The organism is Streptomyces sp. NPDC057445 (assembly GCF_042802855.1).
Classification (GTDB): domain Bacteria; phylum Actinomycetota; class Actinomycetes; order Streptomycetales; family Streptomycetaceae; genus Streptomyces.
Map to the genome: position 1 here is coordinate 106136 of NZ_JBHVDH010000006.1, position 17594 is coordinate 123729.

The 17594-nt window shown below is 72.1% G+C and carries 17 protein-coding genes; 7 read left to right on the forward strand and 10 right to left on the reverse strand.

The window, feature by feature from the left end; genetic code table 11:
* Nucleotides 1–8: 8 nt before the first annotated feature.
* Complete coding sequence (locus ACFU5O_RS16185) at nucleotides 9–3086, reverse strand: glycoside hydrolase family 3 N-terminal domain-containing protein (RefSeq protein ID WP_384240612.1); 3078 nt, start codon at nucleotides 3084–3086, stop codon at nucleotides 9–11.
* A gap of 279 nt (nucleotides 3087–3365) precedes the next feature.
* On the opposite strand from ACFU5O_RS16185, the gene ACFU5O_RS16190 reads away from it, so the two are divergent.
* From ACFU5O_RS16190 to ACFU5O_RS16205, 4 genes are all read left to right on the forward strand, one after another.
* Entirely contained in the window at nucleotides 3366–4106 is a 741-nt protein-coding gene (locus tag ACFU5O_RS16190) for a PP2C family protein-serine/threonine phosphatase (RefSeq protein ID WP_384240615.1), read from the forward strand.
* Between the two features lie 98 nt (nucleotides 4107–4204).
* Nucleotides 4205–5347 (forward strand): sulfite oxidase, encoded by a 1143-nt coding sequence (locus ACFU5O_RS16195; protein WP_384240617.1) that lies wholly within the window; start codon nucleotides 4205–4207, stop codon nucleotides 5345–5347.
* Nucleotides 5348–5393: 46 nt separating this feature from the next.
* Nucleotides 5394–5966, forward strand: coding sequence for a contact-dependent growth inhibition system immunity protein (locus ACFU5O_RS16200; RefSeq protein WP_384240618.1), 573 nt, complete (start codon nucleotides 5394–5396; stop codon nucleotides 5964–5966).
* Entirely contained in the window at nucleotides 5915–7258 is a 1344-nt protein-coding gene (locus ACFU5O_RS16205) for a phosphoribosyltransferase family protein (RefSeq protein WP_384240621.1), read from the forward strand. Before ACFU5O_RS16200 ends, ACFU5O_RS16205 begins: the two co-directional genes overlap by 52 nt.
* A 670-nt stretch (nucleotides 7259–7928) precedes the next feature.
* Here the strand turns inward: ACFU5O_RS16205 and ACFU5O_RS16210 are convergent.
* Nucleotides 7929–9119, reverse strand: a complete 1191-nt coding sequence (locus ACFU5O_RS16210) for a thiolase family protein (protein WP_384240623.1) — start codon at nucleotides 9117–9119, stop codon at nucleotides 7929–7931.
* Between the two features lie 671 nt (nucleotides 9120–9790).
* On the opposite strand from ACFU5O_RS16210, the gene ACFU5O_RS16215 reads away from it, so the two are divergent.
* Nucleotides 9791–11380 (forward strand): IclR family transcriptional regulator C-terminal domain-containing protein, encoded by a 1590-nt coding sequence (locus ACFU5O_RS16215; RefSeq protein WP_384240624.1) that lies wholly within the window; start codon nucleotides 9791–9793, stop codon nucleotides 11378–11380.
* 6 nt (nucleotides 11381–11386) lie between these two features.
* On the opposite strand, the gene ACFU5O_RS16220 is transcribed toward ACFU5O_RS16215, so the two are convergent.
* Complete coding sequence (locus ACFU5O_RS16220; protein ID WP_384240626.1) at nucleotides 11387–12028, reverse strand: vitamin K epoxide reductase family protein; 642 nt, start codon at nucleotides 12026–12028, stop codon at nucleotides 11387–11389.
* Nucleotides 12029–12218: 190 nt separating this feature from the next.
* Between ACFU5O_RS16220 and ACFU5O_RS16225 the strand changes: the two genes are divergently transcribed.
* The gene (locus tag ACFU5O_RS16225; protein ID WP_384240629.1) at nucleotides 12219–12353 is read left to right on the forward strand and encodes a hypothetical protein; all 135 of its coding nucleotides are present in this window, start codon (nucleotides 12219–12221) and stop codon (nucleotides 12351–12353) included.
* 75 nt (nucleotides 12354–12428) lie between these two features.
* Here the strand turns inward: ACFU5O_RS16225 and ACFU5O_RS16230 are convergent, their stop codons facing one another.
* The 4 genes from ACFU5O_RS16230 to ACFU5O_RS16245 form a co-directional block, all read right to left on the reverse strand.
* A complete protein-coding gene (locus tag ACFU5O_RS16230; RefSeq protein WP_384240630.1) occupies nucleotides 12429–12932 on the reverse strand; it encodes a DUF5949 family protein in 504 nt (167 codons plus the stop codon).
* 129 nt (nucleotides 12933–13061) lie between these two features.
* Nucleotides 13062–13346: a hypothetical protein gene (locus ACFU5O_RS16235; protein WP_384240632.1), complete on the reverse strand. Its 285-nt coding sequence runs from the start codon at nucleotides 13344–13346 to the stop codon at nucleotides 13062–13064.
* Between the two features lie 261 nt (nucleotides 13347–13607).
* Complete coding sequence (locus ACFU5O_RS16240) at nucleotides 13608–13847, reverse strand: chaplin (RefSeq protein WP_384240634.1); 240 nt, start codon at nucleotides 13845–13847, stop codon at nucleotides 13608–13610.
* Nucleotides 13848–14018: 171 nt separating this feature from the next.
* Nucleotides 14019–14258, reverse strand: a complete 240-nt coding sequence (locus tag ACFU5O_RS16245; RefSeq protein ID WP_384241071.1) for a chaplin — start codon at nucleotides 14256–14258, stop codon at nucleotides 14019–14021.
* 383 nt (nucleotides 14259–14641) lie between these two features.
* Between ACFU5O_RS16245 and ACFU5O_RS16250 the strand changes: the two genes are divergently transcribed.
* Nucleotides 14642–15817 (forward strand): glycosyltransferase, encoded by a 1176-nt coding sequence (locus ACFU5O_RS16250; RefSeq protein ID WP_384241074.1) that lies wholly within the window; start codon nucleotides 14642–14644, stop codon nucleotides 15815–15817.
* A gap of 114 nt (nucleotides 15818–15931) precedes the next feature.
* Here ACFU5O_RS16250 and ACFU5O_RS16255 read toward each other — a convergent pair whose 3' ends face one another.
* From ACFU5O_RS16255 to ACFU5O_RS16265, 3 genes are all read right to left on the reverse strand, one after another.
* A complete protein-coding gene (locus ACFU5O_RS16255) occupies nucleotides 15932–16603 on the reverse strand; it encodes a chaplin (RefSeq protein WP_384240637.1) in 672 nt (223 codons plus the stop codon).
* Between the two features lie 112 nt (nucleotides 16604–16715).
* Complete coding sequence (locus ACFU5O_RS16260) at nucleotides 16716–16973, reverse strand: chaplin (protein WP_384240639.1); 258 nt, start codon at nucleotides 16971–16973, stop codon at nucleotides 16716–16718.
* A gap of 388 nt (nucleotides 16974–17361) precedes the next feature.
* Nucleotides 17362–17556: a hypothetical protein gene (locus ACFU5O_RS16265; protein ID WP_384240641.1), complete on the reverse strand. Its 195-nt coding sequence runs from the start codon at nucleotides 17554–17556 to the stop codon at nucleotides 17362–17364.
* Nucleotides 17557–17594 lie beyond the last annotated feature (38 nt).

Sequence of the window (17594 nt, forward strand, 5' to 3'; positions counted from 1 at the left end):
GGGACGGGTCAGTCCTCGGCTGCCGCCCGGTAGGCCGCGGTCAGCCGGTCGACCGCACCCGTGAGGTCACCCGTCAGCAGCAGGTGGTCGGCCTCCGCGAACGGTTTCGCCACCGCGGCGGTGATGTCCTGGCCGATCCGGTGCTGGGTGATCTCGCGGGCCTTGGCGGCGATGGCACGGCCCGCCTCCGAGCGTGCCCCGCCCGCCTTCTCGACGATCCTGGCCGCGGCCGCCAGGGCCTTGAGGGTGTGCTCGCCACCGGCCGGGACACGGCCGAGCGTCGTCAGACCCCAGCCGTACGGGAACTGCGGATCGTACGCCGTGTCGCCGACGTTGACCGGGAGCTGGGCCTCCGACCGCGGCCAGGTGACGGGGAGTTGGCCGGTGAAGGCGCGTCTGCCGTAGAGCACGTCGGCCACGCCGTCGCCCTCGGTGCCCGGCAGCCAGGAGGCGACGAGGGCGTCGATGTCGCCCAGGCGGTCGCCGATGAGCTGGGGACGGCCGGAGACGACGAGGACCGCGCACTTCATGGCGGCGCAGACCTTGTCGACGGAGGCCTTGTCGGCGGCCGACAGCTCCAGGTCGTGACCGTTGCCGACATCGCCGATGCCTTCGGCGTACGGGGTTTCGCCGACGACGACGACGCCCACGTCATGGCCGCCGAGGGGCGCGGACGCGTCCTTGGACCAGGTGACGGCGCCGGGTGCCGCCTTCTTCATCGCGTCCAGGATCGTGGTGCCCTCGGTGTTCCTGCCCGACGAGCCCTGCCAGCTGATCGTCCAGCCTCCTGCCTGGTTGCCCAGGTCGTCGGCGTTGGACCCCGCCACGTACACCTTCTGGGAACTCTTCAGCGGGAGGACGCCACCCGCGTTCTTCAGAAGCACCTGGGACTTGGCCGCCGCCTCCCTTGCGACCGCCCGGTGCGCGGCAGAGCCGACCTTCGCCAGGCCCGAGGTGTCGGAGTAGGGCTTCTCGAAGAGGCCGAGCCTGAACTTCTGCTCCAGGATGCGGGAGACCGCGTCGTCGACCCGGGCCTCGGGAACACGCCCTGCCTCGACCTCCGCGACGAGCGTGCGGTGGAAGTCCTGATACGCCGTCGGCACCATGATCATGTCGAGACCGGCGTTGACCGAGGTCCGCACATCGCTCGCGTAGTCGCCCGGGATCTGGTCGATGGCCTGCCAGTCGCTGATGACGAAGCCCTTGAAGCCCATGCGGTCCTTCAGGACGCCGTTGATCAGCTCGGCGTTGGCGTGCATCTTCACCGGTCCCGCGTCGTCGCCGACGATGTCGACGGACGAGTACGAGGGCATGACCGTGCCCACGCCGCGCTTCACCGCGTCCCTGAACGGCGCGAGATGGACGGCCTCCAGTTCCTCACGCGTGACCTTCGTGACGCCTTGGTCGATCGTGTACGAGCCGGTCGTGGACGAGCCGAACCCCGTGCCCCCGTCACCGGCGAAGTGCTTCGCCGTGGCCAGTACCTTGTCCGGACGGTCGAGGTCCTTGCCGTCTCTCCCGCCCTGCATTCCCCTGATGACCGTCTCCATGGCGGTGACCAGCGCCGGATCCTCGCCGAACGCCTCGTACGAACGGCCCCACCGCTCGTCGCGTGTCACGCACAGACAGGGGGCGAAGTCCCAGGGGATGCCGGTGGCACGCACCTCGGCGGCGGTGACGGCGCCGGTCCGCTCGGCGAGCCCGGGGTCCCGGCCGGCCCCGATGCCGATGTTGTGGGGCATGATCGTGGATCCGACAACGTTGTTGTGGCCGTGGACGGCGTCCACGCCGTAGATCAGCGGGATCTGGAAGCGGGTGGCCCGGGAGCGCAGCTGGTAGGCGTCGATCATCTTCGCCCACGCCTCCGGGGTGTTCGGTGTGGGCACGGATCCGCCGCCGGAGAGCAGCGAACCGAGGTCGTACGACGCGATGTCCCCTTGCGTCTTCAGGGCGTTGCGCTCGGCCTGGGTCATCTGGCCGGCCTTCTCGGCCAGGGTCATCCGGGAGAGCAGGTCGGCCACGCGCTTCTGCACGGGCAGGCGCGCGTCCAGATAGGGCAGACCGTGGGCGTCGATGACGACCTGCGGGTTCTCCGCGGGCGCCTTCGCTCCGGTCACCGTCAGCTTCAGGGGAACGGTCTCGGCGGATTCGGGCGAGCCGTCCTTCAGGGTGGGGACGGAGACGGTGCGGGAGGCACCGGACGGTGTGCCCGCGGGGAAGGTGAACGTCCCGGTCACGGATCCGTAGTCCTTGCCGGCGGTGGCGGTGCCGCCCCCGGTGGCGTAGTCGACCGTCACCGGCTCGCCCAGGGGAGCGGAGCCGGTGGTCGCGACGGTGATCCGTATGTCGGCGGCGCCGCCTTCCCGTACCGGGTGAACGGCGGCGTCGGTGACGACTCCGGCGGTGAGCACCGGATCGGCCTTGCCGTACAGTTCCACGCCGTCGAGGGCGAACTCCCCCTTCTGGCCGGCCGGGAGGGTGAGGGCGTAACCCCAGATCTCGTTCAGGCCGAGCACCTGGTCGATGCCGCCGACGGGCTGGTAGTCGGTGCGGTACTCGAAGCGGGAGAAGGGGATCTCGACGAGGTGCCAGCCCTGCCAGTCGTCGGTGAAGGACGTCGTCCACAGTTCGGACGCCTCACCGTTGGCGCCGCCGTCCTTGATCTCGAAGTTGACGCGCTTGCCCGAACCGGGTGGCAGGGGCGCGGTGTTCTGTCCGTACCACCAGAAACGGATGCCCTGGTGGGCGGTCCAGTCATGGGCGGGCTTGTCGAAGGCGAAGTCATGGGTGAACCCGCCCCAGCCGCTGATGTCGTAGGAGCCCCTGAGGACTTCGGCGCCCTCGGGGGCGTCGGAGCGTTCCTCGAGGCTCAGTCGGGGATGGTCGTCGGCGTCGCTTCCCCAGGTGAAGATGCCTTCCGCGGGCGGGCCGGCAAAGGGGATCTCGCCTTCGAAGCGGTCGACCGGGACCGGGGGCGGATCCTCGGCCGCGGCCGAGGCGGCGGGGGCGAGGGGGAGCAGTCCGGTGAGGACGCATGCGGACACGAGCATGGCGGTTCTTCCGAACCGGGGTCTTGCCTGGTGCATGAGGCTACCTCCGGGGACGACGCCGTCTTTACTTCACGGGGCGTGAGTCAACTGGCGCGGCCCGGTGGCGTCAAGACTTCACACCAAACGTGATACAGAGCCAACTCCTGCGCCCTGCTGGGTAGTTGTCCGTTCAGATTCTGAACACGGGCACGAGGGGCGCCCACCGGACCTGCGCTCAGGGCCGAGCGGTCCCGACCGCGTTGTACGCGATCGTCACGGCGCGCAGAATGGTCGGGAGGGACGCGCCTGCCGTAACGGGAGAGGCGGGGATTCGCAGTGCCGTACATAGCCGTGACCGCGCTGAGCGACGTCGGGCTGATCCGCGACCACAACGAGGACAGCCTTGCCGTCGGCCCGTGGACGCTGTGCGGCACCGTGACCGAGAACCCCCAGACACTGCTGTTCCCCGTCGGCACTCCGCTGGTGGTCGCGGTCGCGGACGGACTCGGCGGACAGCCCGCCGGAGAGGTGGCGAGTTCGCTGGTCGTCCGCCGGCTCGCCTCGCTCGGCCCCTCGCTGGGCGACGAAAAGGCACTCCGTGACGCCCTGGACCTGTGCAATCACTCGGTGTACGCGGCGGCGGACGGCGACCCCGAGCTGGCCACCATGGGCACCACCGTCGCGGGGGTGGTCGTGCTGCCGGAGTCGCTTCTGGCGTTCAACGTCGGCGACAGCAAGGTGTACGAAGTGGGCCGGGACGGGCTCCGCCAGGTGAGCGTGGACGACAGTCCGCCGCGGGCGCCCGGCCGGCGCACCACATCGGCCGTCACACAGACGCTGGGGGGCGGTCTCACCTTCAGCCCCGTCACGGCGCATGTGACGGCCTGCGCGGTGTCCCCGGGCGATCGCTACCTGGTGTGCAGCGACGGGCTGACCGACCCGGTACCGGACGACGAGCTGGAGAACCTGCTGCGGGTGCACGAGGACGGCCGGGCGGCCTTCGAGCTGTGGAAGGCCGCGATCGAGGCGGGAGGCCCCGACAACATCACGCTCACGCTCGTACGCATCGGCCAGTAGGGGGCGTGGGACGCCGGCTGCCGGTTCCGCCACCCGGACCCCGAACACCTGCAGGCGCCGGGCCGCGTCGTCCGGCCGAGCGGCGCACCATTGAAGGCATGGAGGACGCGGAAGGCACGCAGGACGCGCCTCTCGGGCGGATCAGCGCACCCGGGCGCCTCGCCGGACCCGGCGAGGGCATCGGCCTGGACGAACTGGCGCTCGCGGCCCGCAACCACGGCCTGCCGCTGGAGGCGTTGCGCTACGACGTGACACCCCCGGGGCTGCACTACGTCCTCGTCCACTACGACATCCCCGCCGTTGAGGCCGAGGGGTGGCGGCTCACCGTACGGGGCCGGGTGCGTACGCCGCTGACGCTGGACCTGGCGGCGCTGCGGTCCTACGAGCCGGTCACCCGTCGCGTCACGATGGAGTGCGCGGGCAACGGCCGGGCCCGCCTCAGCCCGCGCCCGGTCAGTCAGCCGTGGCTGGTGGAGGCGGTCGGCACGGCGGAGTGGACCGGTGTACCGCTGCAGGTGCTGCTCGCGGAGGCCGGGGTGGCGGCGGATGCCGTCGAAGCGGTGTTCACCGGCGTCGACCACGGCGTCGAGCGGGGCGTCGAGCAGGACTACCGGCGCAGTCTTCCGCTGGCGGTCGCCTCGGGGCACGACCCGGAGGTACTGGTCGCCTACGCGATGAACGGCTCTCCCCTGCCGCCGCAGCACGGCCGGCCCGTGCGGCTGGTCGTGCCCGGCTGGTACGGCATGGCACAGGTGAAGTGGCTGCGGGACATCACGCTCACCGCCACTGCGTTCACGGGCTTCCAGCAGACGGTCGCGTACCGGTACGGACAGTCGCGGGACGACCCCGGCGAGCCCGTCACCCGTATCGCACCCCGCGCCCTGATGATCCCGCCCGGCTTCCCCGACTTCATGTCGCGCGCCCGGGCCGTGCGCCCCGGCACGGTGGAGCTGGAGGGCCGGGCCTGGTCCGGGTACGCCCCGGTCGTGCGCGTGGAGGTCAGCACGGACGACGGCCTGACCTGGCACGACGCCGACCTCGCCGCACCGGACACCGAACACCCCTGGGCCTGGCGTCACTGGCGTACGACGTGGACGGCCACGCCCGGCACCCATGTCCTCAGCGCCCGCGCCACGGACGCCGAGGACCGCACCCAGCCCCTCGCCCAGCCGTGGAACCGGGGCGGCTTCGGCAACAACCTGGTCCAGCGGGTGCCGGTGCTCTGCCTGGAGCCCGACTGAGGCCGTGGCCGTCACGAGGCCGGGCGGGACGCGGGACACTTCTCCGATGCCTCGCCCCGTGCCTCTCTCCCGCACGCTCGAAGAGCTCGAGAACAACCCCCGGCCACCGCCCACCCGCGACGGCGCCACCGGCCTCGTCCTGGCCGTGCCCGCCTTGCGGGAACGGCCGGTCGGGTCACTGACCGTGGACGACCTGACGCGGCCCGTCGGACAGTACGTCGGGCTGCTCTTCCTGCTGCCCCTGGCCCTCAGGATCCTTCGGGACACGCTGCCCGCGCAGCGCGACGGCGGCTGGCACGACGAGGATCTGCCGAGCGTGGTCCTGACGCGCGGACCTGCCGTACGGGCGACGGATCCCGAGTGTGCACACGACCTCCGGGCGATTGTCGCGTGCCCTGCGGCAGCCGCTGCGCCGTACCTTCTGCGAAGCGCCGAGCGGTTCCGGGCGTCGCTGCCCGCGGAGCTCGCCCGCTCGGAAGGCGCGGGCACGGCCGATCCCGTCCCGAGTTGCGGGGCGGCTCGCCATGGGGTTGTTTCGAAGGAGATCCCCTATGGGGGTGAGCCACCGTGCTGTTCACCGATCGTGTCGACGCCGGGCAGCGTCTCGCCGAAGCGCTGAGGCATCTGCGGGAGGAGGATCCCGTGGTGCTGGGGCTGCCGCGGGGCGGGGTGCCGGTGGCTTTCCAGGTGGCGCGGGAGCTGGGGGCGCCGCTCGATGTGATCGTCGTCCGGAAGCTGGGGGTGCCTTACCACCGGGAGCTGGGGTTCGGGGCGATCGGGGAGGGCGGGGTGCGGGTCATCAGCGACGACATCGTGCGCCGCGGGCATGTGTCCCGCAAGGACGTCGAGTCGGTGGAGCATGCCGAGGAGGCCGAACTCGTGCGGCAGGCAAGGCGGTTCCGGGCCGGCCGCGAGCGTGTCGGCATCGCGGGGCGGACGGTGATCGTCGTGGACGACGGAATCGCCACCGGGTCCACCGCCGCGGCGGCGTGCGAGGTCGTAAGGGCGCAGGGGGCGGCGCGGGTGGTGCTGGCCGCGCCGGTGGCCCCGCCCGACGCGGTGGCGTGGCTGAGGACAGAGGCGGACGAGGTGGTGTGTCTGTCGACGCCGCGCGCCTTCTCGGCCGTCGGGGAGTGGTACCGGGACTTCTCACAGACCGCCGACGAAGAGGTCGTCGAGCTGCTGGACCAGGCCGCGAGGAGCGCGTCGTCCGATCCGGCCGGGTCCGACCCGGCGCAGTCGGACCCGTCACGGTCCGACGCCCGGTCCGGTCCCGGGAAGTCGGAGGACGTCGAGATCGATGCCCGCGGTGTACTGCTGGGGGGCGAGCTGACCGTGCCGGACGGGGCCGCCGCGGTCGTGATGTTCGCCCACGGCTCCGGCAGCAGCCGTCGCAGCCCCCGCAACCGCTCGGTCGCCGCCGCACTGAACCGCGCGGGCCTCGGCACTCTGCTCTTCGACCTGCTCACGCCCGCGGAGGCCGACGACCGGGCGAACGTCTTCGACATCGAGATCCTCGCCCGCAGGCTCGCCGGCGCCACGCAATGGCTGCGTACCCGTACGCCCGTCCCGATCGGGTACTTCGGGGCGTCCACGGGTGCAGCGGCGGCGCTGTGGGCGGCGGCGAGCGCGGGTACGGACGTCGGGGCCGTCGTGTCGCGGGGCGGCCGGCCGGACCTGGCCGGCTCCCGGCTCCCCGGCGTACGCGCGCCGACGCTGCTGATCGTCGGCGGTCGCGACACGACGGTCCTCGACCTCAACCGGCAGGCCCAGGCCGCCCTGCGCTGCGAGAACCGCCTGGAGATCGTCCCCGGAGCGACGCATCTCTTCGAGGAGCCCGGCGCGCTGGACGAGGTCTCGGAGCTCGCCATGGACTGGTTCACACGCCATCTGACCCCGCAGGAGCCTTAGGGCCTCTCGTTCGGATCTTGCCGGGCTCACGTGCCCGGACCCCGCTCGCCGATCCGGCCTGCCTGATCCGAACCAAAGACCCCAGGGGTTCTGCCCCGGGATGTCGGGGACGGGTGAGGCAGGTCTCGGCCGATCCTGAAAAGGATGAGGGCCTTCCGGCCCGGTGTGGATCGCGACATCCACGCCCGGCGAGAGAAAGGCCCTCGTACCTCACCGCATTGCGCCCCTGACCGACGCCGAGGATCTCCTGAGCGTGGTCCTGACGCGCGGCCCTGCCGTACGGGCCGACGGATCCCGAATGTGCACGGCCTCCGGGCGATTGCCGCGGGCCTGCGACGGGCGCTGCCGCCGTACCTTCTGCGAAGCGCCGAGCGGTTCCGGGCGTCGCTGCCTGCGGAGCTCGCCCGCTCGGAAGGCGCGGGCACGGCCGATCCCGTCCCGCTACGTCCGGTCCGCTGCCTCTGCCTCGTCGATGGGGGCTGCCGTCCGCCGAAGGGCAGGGCCTGAGCTTCCGGCGCTGCGGGTCACCGAGGCCCCACCCGTCGGGGACAACTCCCCGGCACAGCTCTGGGGAGTCGCGGGCAGGCGCGGCCTTACGGACACGGCCCGCGGCCCGGCGCCGCCAGGTTCCGCCCGGCGCCGGCCGACGCTGCCGGCGTTCCCGGGCCCGTCACCTCTCCAGCACCAGGGCAAGGCCCTGTCCGACGCCGATGCACAGCGTGGCGAGACCGGTTCCGGAGCCTGCCGCGGCGAGCTGATGGGCGACCGCACCGGTGAGCCTGGCGCCGGAGGCGCCGAGCGGGTGGCCGATGGCGATGGCGCCGCCGCGCGGGTTGAGGACGGCCGGGTCGAGTCCCGGCCACTGGCGCAGACAGGCCAGCGCCTGCGCGGCGAAGGCCTCGTTGAGCTCGACGGTGTGCAGGTCGCCGAGCTCGCGGCCCGCCTTCTTCAGGGCACGGCGGACGGCCTCGACCGGTCCCGCCCCGAAGTACTGCGGCTCGATGCCGGTGACGGCCGACGCCCCGATGCGGGCGAGGGGTTCGCGGCCGGTGGCGCGCAGCCCGTCCTCGTCCACGAGCAGCAGCGCCGCGGCGCCGTCGTTGAGGGGGGAGGAGTTGCCCGCGGTGACGGTCCCGTCCTTGCGGAACACCGGCTTCAGCTTGGCCAGCGCCTCGGCCGACGTGCTGTCGCGGATGCACTCGTCGCGTGTGAGCTCCACGCCGTCGACGGGGACGACCTCACCGTCGTAGAGCCCTTCCGACCAGGCCCGCGCCGCGTTCCGGTGGCTGGTGAGGGCAAAGGCGTCCTGCTCCTCGCGCCCGATGCCGTACCGCTCGGCGAGCAGCTCGGCGCCCTCGCCGAGGCCGACGGTCCACTCCTCGGGCATCCGCGGGTTGACCATCCGCCAGCCGAGGGTGGTCGAGTACATCTGCTGGTGGCCCGCGGGGAATCCGCGCTCCGGCTTCTGCACCACCCAGGGTGCACGGCTCATCGACTCGACGCCGCCCGCGACGGCGATGGACGCGTCGCCGACGGCGATGGCGCGGGCGGCCTGGATGACGGCCTCCATGCCGGAGCCGCAGAGCCGGTTCACCGTCGTGCCCGGGACGGTGACGGGCAGGCCGGCGAGCAGCACGGCCATGCGGGCGACGTCACGGTTGTCCTCGCCCGCGCCGTTGGCGTCCCCGAAGAAGACGTCGTCGACACGGGCGGGGTCGAGGTCGGGAGTGCGCGACACGAGAGCGCCGAGGACTCCCGCGGCGAGATCGTCGGGCCGGACTCCGGACAGCGCGCCGCCGTACTTGCCGATGGGCGTACGGACGGCGTCGACGACGTACACGTCACGGAGGCGGTCGGTCATGTCAGCTCCTTCATAGGCGCGTCCTTCACGGGCGCGGCGGTCTTCGCTCGTATCGCGTGGGGCGTGACGCCGGGTTCGGCCGGGAGGCCGCGACCGGTCGGCCCGCCGGCGGCCACGCCGGGCACTCCGGGGCCGGTGATGTCGCGCTGTCCGCCGGCCCTGCCCGTGAGTGCAGTTGGCCTCGGTTCACCGGGGGCCGGCTCCGGCCGGTGGCCAAGGGAGCCGGATTCTGCGGCCCCGGGCGCGCGGCCGGTCGGGGGGACCTGCCCGGAGGACGGCCTCGCGCTCCGGGCCGTCGCCGGGGTACCGGCGGGCGAACTCCTTGTTCCGGCACGGGCGGACGGTACGAGCCGATGACGGCTGCGGTGCGGTTCCAGGCGAAGAGACTGCCGAGGCCGCCGCAGTCCGCGCCGGCCCGGTCGCCCGGAACGGCGCTCGGCCCGCCGCTCCCGGGCACGCCCACGGTCGCGGTCGGCACGGGTACGGCCGGAGCCGTCGCCGACGGCGGACGACGCGGCGCCCGCAGCGCCGTCGACCGTGCCGGCGGCGGAGCGCCTGACCTTGTCCATGGACGCTTCCGTTCGATCTGTTCGCCAGGTGAACTGGAGTTCATCCACGACTCGCGAAGAGTCTGCGTGCACCAGACATGCATGTCAACGCCTGGAGGACCGATGCCGGCCGCTCCCCCCGCCGAGGCCGTGGCTCCGCTGATGCGCGGTATCGCGGTCCTGCGCGAGCTCAGCGACGCGGGCGGCCGTACGGCCCTCGGTGAACTCGTCCGCTCGACCGGGCTTGCCCGCTCCACCGTCGACCGGATCGCCGCGACGCTCGCGCGCATGGGCTACGTACGGCTGCAGGGCCATGAGGCCGCGCTCGCTCCCCGCCTCATGGAACTGGGCAACGCCTATCTCGCCGCCGTCCGTCTGCCGGGGCCGCTCGGCCCGCTCGCCGAGCGGCTCGCCGATGAGCTCGACGAGTCGGTGTCGCTCGCCGTGCCCGACGGCGACGGCATCCGCTTCGTGCACCAGACCACCCGGCGGCGCGCCATGTCCCTGAACCTCCGCATCGGCGATCTCCTGCCCCTCGAACGCAGCGCCCCCGGGCCCCTGTTCGCGGCGGACTGGCCGGCGCGACGGTGGGCGGACCGGCGCGGGCGGGAATCGTCCGCGAGGGACTTCGAGGAGCGGACCGCGCGCGCCCGCGAAGAGGGCTGGGCGCTCGACGACCAGCTGATCGAGCCCGGCCTGATCGCGCTCGCCGTCCCCGTGCACGACCCGCTCGGACAGCGGGTGTGCGCCGTGAGCGTCGTCAGCCACACCAGCCGCCACAGCGCCGGCTCACTGCGGCGCGCGGTTCTGCCCCGGGTACGGGAGACGGCGGTCGCGATGGAGGGGGAACTGCGGCGGACCGCTCCGACCACGGCGCCACCGCCCGCCGCCGGCCTCGCCCACCGGACCGGAGCGTCCAAGCAGGAACTGGGCGCGGGGTTCGTCCAGTCGCTGGCGCGCGGACTGACCGTGCTGACCTCCTTCGACGAAGGGCGCGCGGAACTTCCGCTCACCGCGATCGCCGAGGCCACCGGGCTCGCCCGGGCCACCGCCCGGCGCGCCCTCATCACGCTGGAACACCTCGGATACGTGACCGTGCACGAGCGGACGTTCCGGATCACCCCGCGCGTGCTCGACCTCGGCCATGCCCCGCTCTCCCGGACCACGCTCCGCGAGATCGCCGTACCGCACATGGCCGGGCTGGTCCGGCGGGTGCACGACTCGGCGTCGCTGGCCGTGCTCGAGGGCGACGACATCCGCTACACCGCCCGCGTCGCCACGGAACGCATCATGAGCGTCAACATCACCATCGGCACCCGCTTCCCGGCGTACGCGACGTCCATGGGCCGCGTCCTTCTCGCCGGCCTCCCTCCGGGGGAGCGGGCGGTCCGGCTGCCCGGCACCGGCGCCCGCCCGCTCACCCCGCGCACGGTCACCGACCCGGCCGTGCTTGGCCCGCTCCTCGACCGCGTGCGCAGCGACGGGTACGCCCTGGTCGACGAGGAACTGGAGGAGGGGCTGCGCTCCCTCGCCGTACCCGTGCACGACCGAGGGGGCCGTGCGGTCGCCGCCCTCAACGTGGCCATGCACAGCAGTCGCCGGACCACGGCGGAGTGCCTGACCGGCGTCCTCCCCCAACTCCGGGCCACCGCCGCCGACATCGAGGCCGATCTGCACATCGCGAGCCGGTTCGGCGGGATTCCCGTGGACTGACGGGGCTCAGCCCGTCCAGAAGTCCCACCACCGGGTCAGGACCAGCATCCCGATGATCCCCGTCCACAGCACGGGAGCCACCCAGCCGAACTCGCGCAGTCCGCTCCTCAGACCCGCTGGCGCGGGAAGCATCCGGTGCTCGACGGTGTGGCGGGTCACCGCGCAGAAAAGGAAGATCGTCGCGACCCAGGCCAGGGAACACCAGAGGCACAGCGCGCCGATGCGGTACAGCGACTGGAACTGGAGCCAGGTGCAGAACGCCACGCCGAAGAGGGCGCCCGCGTCGAGGGCGAGCCAGAACCAGCGGCGGTAGCGGGCGCCCGCGAGGAGCCCGGCACCGACGCAGATGACGACGGCGTACGAGACCAGACCGAGCATCGGGTTGGGGAAGCCGAAGGCCGCTGCCTGGTCGCTCTTCATGATGCTGCCGCAGGAGACGACCGGGTTGAGGCTGCAGCCCGGGGTGAACCCGGGGTCCTCGAGCAGCCGGAACTTGTCGATCGTGATGACCCACGAGGCGAGCAGTCCCGCCGCGCCCGTGACGATGAGCAGCCAGGCGAGCCCGCGGCTTCCGCCTGCCGCATCTGACGGGGCGTCGTCCGGCGCCTGCGCGGGGCGGGGAACGCCCGTGCGTACGTGTGTCTCCATGTCCGTGTCCCTGTGTTCCTCTCGTCCATGACGCAGGGCCGCAGCCCGGCCCGGGAAGGTCGTTTCCCCGGGCTCCGCCCACCTGGGCCGATGCGCGCACGCAGTAATGGCGACCTCGCTCGACGCGACGGATCGTCAGATTCCGATTAGCGTCGCGGGTGTCCCTGACCTTGCATCGAGGAGCTCGATCATGAAGCTGACGCTTCGCCACCTGGCGGCCGCCGCCGCCCTGACCACCGAAATACCACTCAGGCTCGCCGGGGTCACCCGGGCGGTCGCGCACCCCGCGGCCACCTGCTCGGCGAGCGCAAACCTGGACCTGTGATCCGCAAGGCTTAATCACGGCCCGGCAGGTGGTCTTGAAACCGCCCGCCGGGCCCTTTCGTGTGTCCGGCCCCGGTCAGTCCCGGAGCCGGCCGACCGGCAGCAGGCAGTGAGCCGCCGTGGACAGCATCGCCTCGTCGCCGACGAAGGCCCGCAGCTCCTCCTCCGTGACCCGCAGCCCGGGAGCCGCCTGAGGCCACGGGCGGGTGGCGAAGAGGAAGTAGGCATGTCCCCGCTCCCGTACCGAGTCGGACCACTGGGGCGGCGCGGTGCATCGGACCGTCAGATGAGCCATCGTCAGGACCGCCTGGCCCGCCTCGACAAGGAGCCCGACAGGTGGCCCGTGGGCCTCCACGGCGTCCACGTAGTCGCTTCCGACCGGCAGACCCACGTCCTCCAGCAGCTGCCGGGCCGCGGCCTGCGCGCCTTCGGGGCCCCCGTCGCCGTCCCCGAGGGAGCAGGCGAGCAGAAAGGGCATCTCACCCACGTCGTCGGGATGTTCGCCACTCCACGCGATGACGGCCACGGTGCCCAACTGGGCGGGGCGGAAGGCGCGTACGGCGCCGAAAGCTGAGGTCACCGTCGGACCCTAGCGACTCGATGCGGGCTCCCGGACGCTCATGTCACCTGCGCGGGGGAGCCCCGGCGCCGATTACCCCGAAGGGGTCCGGCCCACTCCCGGCCGTCCGGGTGATCCGCCGTGCGGTGCTCAGGAGCCGACGGGAAGTCCACCCATGAGTGCGCCCGGAGCACCCTGGCCGGCCTGGTTCAGCTCATCGGTGGTGCCACTGACCTTGCCGAGCAGCGAACCCTTCTGCTCCGTGTCCAGCGTCCCCACCGCCAGCGGCTGCGCCGCGGCCGCGGACCGGTCCGCCACGACACCCAGCCCCTCGTTGAGGCTCCCGGGCGCGAGGTCCGCGGCGAAAGCCGGGGTCGCGGCACCCGCGGCCATCAGGGAACCGGCGATGATCGCAGCGACCTTCATGGGCTTCATCAGTGAATCTCTCCTTCGGCGGCGCGTGTCGCGCGCGCACGTCTCATACGGTTCGGGCACAGTGCGGATGCTTGCGGACACGCGTCCGCCCCGTGCCCGCCTGTTGTGCTGCTTTGCCCTGTACAACGATCCCTCGGCGCGCCAGAAACTCCGAAGTCCGGAAATTCTCGTATTGCGTCCGGGACGAAGTGACCGCAACAAAAAGGCCGCCCTCCCCGCCGTGGCGGGAAGAGCGGCCCGGGAGAACGCTCTGAAGGGCGATCAGCCGTTGACGCAGGCGTTGCCGAACGCCGGGTTCAGCAGACCGATCACATCGACGGTGTTGCCGCAGGCGCCGACCGGGACGTGGACCGGAACCTGGGCCACATTGCCCGAGACAACGCCCGGCGAACCCGCCGCAGCACCCTGCGCACCGCTGTCGGCGGTGGCGATACCGGCAGAGCCCGCAACGGCGGCGGCAGCAAGGGTGGAAAGGACAAGGGCCTTCGCGGTACGCGACATGGAGAAGCACTCCTTGGTCATGTGTTTCAGTGGCCGGGCGCTACTGCCCGGCCAATGCCTCAACGGAAGCGGCGGCCGCCAGGTTGTGCGGCCAAAAGGGTGAAAACCGGTCGGTCAATACGAAATGTCAGGGCCCGGCAGCGGGGAACTGCCGGGACCACTGCGACTGCGTCAGGCGTTCTGGCAGGCGCTGCCGGAAGCCGGGTTCAGCAGACCGATCACGCTGACGGTGTTGCCGCAGACGCCGACCGGCACGTGGACCGGGGCCTGGACGGCGTTGCCGGACAGGACGCCGGGCGAACCCTGCGCCGCGCCGGTCGCACCGCTGTCGGCCGCAGCCATGCCCGCGCCGCCGACGACGAGGGCGGCGCCGGCGCCCGCCAGCACGACAGACTTGGCGATTCGCTTCATCATTTCTTCCTTTCGGGTAACCGATGGGGGCACAAGCCTCAACGACGGCACCGATCCCGGGATACGGACGAATCCCAAAAGGACTAATCCGCTGCATGTCATCCTGCGCGGCCCGCGAAAGAAAAGCCGTTAGAATCTCCACCCGCCCCACGCAACACATGAACAGGGCTGCCCTCTTCCCTCCGATTCCCTCGATTCGACGCGCCGGCCGATTCCGCGGCGAATACCTCGGTGCGCCACGCCCGCTGCCGCGACCAGCTCATATGAATACGCGGACATAGCTACGGCATCTTCATCCGGGTCCGGCACGAAAGGGTGGCGTCACCTTCCGTCCGGCGCCCGTACCTGTTACCAGAAAACCCAGCCAGTTCACGAGCGGAGATCTGCGCGTGCTGCCGCATTCCCTTCCGCCCGGTCGTCCCCCGGCCGTGCTCCATATCGTGCAGCCCGTCGACGGCGGGGCCGCCAGGGTCGTCACCGATCTGGTGACCGACCAGATCCGCACCGGTCTGCGGGTGGCCGTGGCCTGTCCTGAAGGAGGCGCCCTGGCAGCCGCCGTCCGCGGGGCCGGCGCCGAGGTCCACCGCTGGCGGGCCGGGCGTGGGTCCGGCCCACTGCTGCTGCCGGAGGTCGGGCAGCTCGCCCGGCTGGTGGCGCGGGTGCGCCCGCGCATCGTGCACGCCCACAGCGGCAAGGCCGGGCTGGCCGCGCGGCTCGCCGTGCGGGGCAGGATCCCGACCGTATTCCAGCCGCACGCCTGGTCGTTCGAGGCGGTCGGCGGTGCCACCGCACGGCTGGCCCGCCGCTGGGAGCGGTACGGGGCCCGCTGGGCGGACCGGGTCGTGTGCGTCAGCGAGGCGGAGCAGCGCACGGGAGAACAGGCCGGTGTCCGTGCGCGCTGGGCCGTCGTCCCGAACGGTGTGGACACCGGACACTTCAGGCCGCCCTGCGAGGAGCGGCCGAGGGCCCTTCCGCCGCTCGTCGCCGATCTGCCCGAGTCGGCGCCGCTCGTGGTGTGCGTGGGGCGGCTGTGCCGGCAGAAGGGCCAGGACGTACTGCTCGCGGCCTGGGAACAGGTCCTGCGCAGGCTCCCCAACGCCTGTCTCGTCCTCGTCGGCGACGGCCCGGAGGCCGATTCGCTGCGCGCGTCCGCCCCCGTGTCCGTACGCTTCGCCGGTTCCGTACGGGATGCGGCGCCCTGGTACCGGGCCGCCGATCTGGTCGTCGTGCCCTCCCGCTGGGAAGGCATGGCGCTGACGCCCCTGGAGGCCATGGCCTGCGGCCGGCCCGTCGTGGTCACCGATGTCGACGGGGCACGCGAGAGCCTGCCGCCCGGGCACGCGCTGTTCAGCCTGACACCGCCTCAGGACCCTTACGCACTGGCCACGGCCGTCGGGGACCTGCTGCTCAACGCGCCATTGCGCGCCACTCTGGGCCGCCAGGGCCACCAGCACGTCCTCGCCACGCACGACGTACGGCAGACCGCGGACGCGGTCGCGGACGTGTACCGGGATCTGGTGGGCGTCAGGCCGGGCTGCAGGGAGCCCGTCGGCCGCTGAGCGCCGGCCGCGCCGGCGACGGCGACGGGGGCCTGCGCACAGCACCGGCCGGGAGAGTCGAGGGGAGACTCTCCCGGCCGGGAGTCACACGGGCGGTGCGGGATCGTGGAGGCGTCAGCGCCGCGCGCCGGCCGCACCCCGCCGGTACAGCACGCCACCGCCGGCCAGCAGGCCCACCGCGGCGGCCGCGGCGGCCAGCGACCCGGCGCCGAAGCCGGTCTCGGCCAGCTGCGGGGAGTGGGCGACCGCCGCGACCTCCTCGTCGACCGGGGTGTTCTCGGCGGGCGCCGCGGGGTTAGGGACCACTTCGCCGACCGGGGTGAGCGGCGTCGGCGGGACGACCTCCTCGGCACCGGGCGGCTGCTCCGTACCGTTCGTGCAGGCGCTGCCGGAAGCCGGATTCAGCACACCGACGACGTCGACAGTGTTGCCGCACAGGTTCACCGGGGCGTGCACCGGGACCTTGACGTTGTTGCCGGAGAGCAACCCCGGGGAGCCCACCGCGTCGCCCTCGGCCTCGGAGCCGGCGGCCGACCCCGAGTCCGACGTGTTGGCGCAGGCGCTGCCGGACGCCGGGTTGAGCAGCCCTACGGCGTTCACGGTGTTGCCGCACACGTTGACCGGAACGTCCACGGGCGCCTGGACCGTGTTGCCCGACAGCGCGCCGGGGGAGTTCGCGGCCTCCCCGTCGGCGTGGGAGTCCGCGCTGGCGTACGCACTGTTCAGGGACAGAATGCTGGTGGCCGCCGCGGCCGTCAGGATTCCCTTGCTGATGACCTGTCGCATCTCGTTGTCTTTCCCGCTCTTGGTTCGAGAGCCGGTCCTGGGGCGCATCCGGAGATGCGCCCCCAGGACCGGCGGAAAACGACCCTTCAGGGCTGCGTCACGAGGGCTTCCGTCAGCCGTTGACGCAGGCGTTGCCCATCGCCGGGTTCAGCAGGGCAATGAGGCCGATGGAGTTGCCGCATGCGTTCAGCGGCACGTGCACGGGAACCTGGATGACGTTCCCGGAGAGCACACCCGGGGAATCGGCCGCCGCACCGGTGGCCCCGGTGTCCGCGAAGGCGGGAGCGGCCATGCCCATGGCCAGCATGGCCCCGGCGAAAAGCGTGGCAGTCTTCCTGTACTTCACTTGGATTCCTTCTCCTTGGATCATGTGGATGCCGTGGCAACGCCACTGACGCACTACCAACGAGCAGCTACCGACGAAGAAACCCTTCAGCCATTCAATTGGGCCCGTTCGCACCGGGCCCCATTGGTCCGTTCCCGTGAATTGCGCGGAGCCGGCTGTTTTCCGCGCCGTTTCGGATCGGGACCCGGGTGTTCTCCGAGTCCTTTCCTCCTCATCGGCGAGCGTGTCCGCGCGACGGTTCAACTCGGCATCCGGGTTTTGGTTTCCCCCGTTCACCCGAATGGCCCGCACGAATGGGCGCACAGTCGCCGATTGTCATTCCGTCCGATTCGTATGATCCGGGCGGGATCCGTGGGACGCGTGGTGGGGCGCCGGGCGCGAGCGCGCCGTCGTCCCGGCGGTACCCCCGCGCCTACCAGCGCGGCCAGCAGGACTTGGAGACGAGCGCCGTCCACTCGCGGTCGGGACGGCCGGGGAGGGTCCTGCCCTCGGCGGACCACCGGGCCATGAGTGCCGCGTAGATGGGCTCCGCCGACCGTTCGCCCGGCTCTTTCCGGCTTGCCGGAATCAGCCTCTGCCGTTCCCAACGGCCCTTGTGCTCCGTCATGCCCCCAATATCCCGTACCTCCGCGCCTCTTGGTGCGA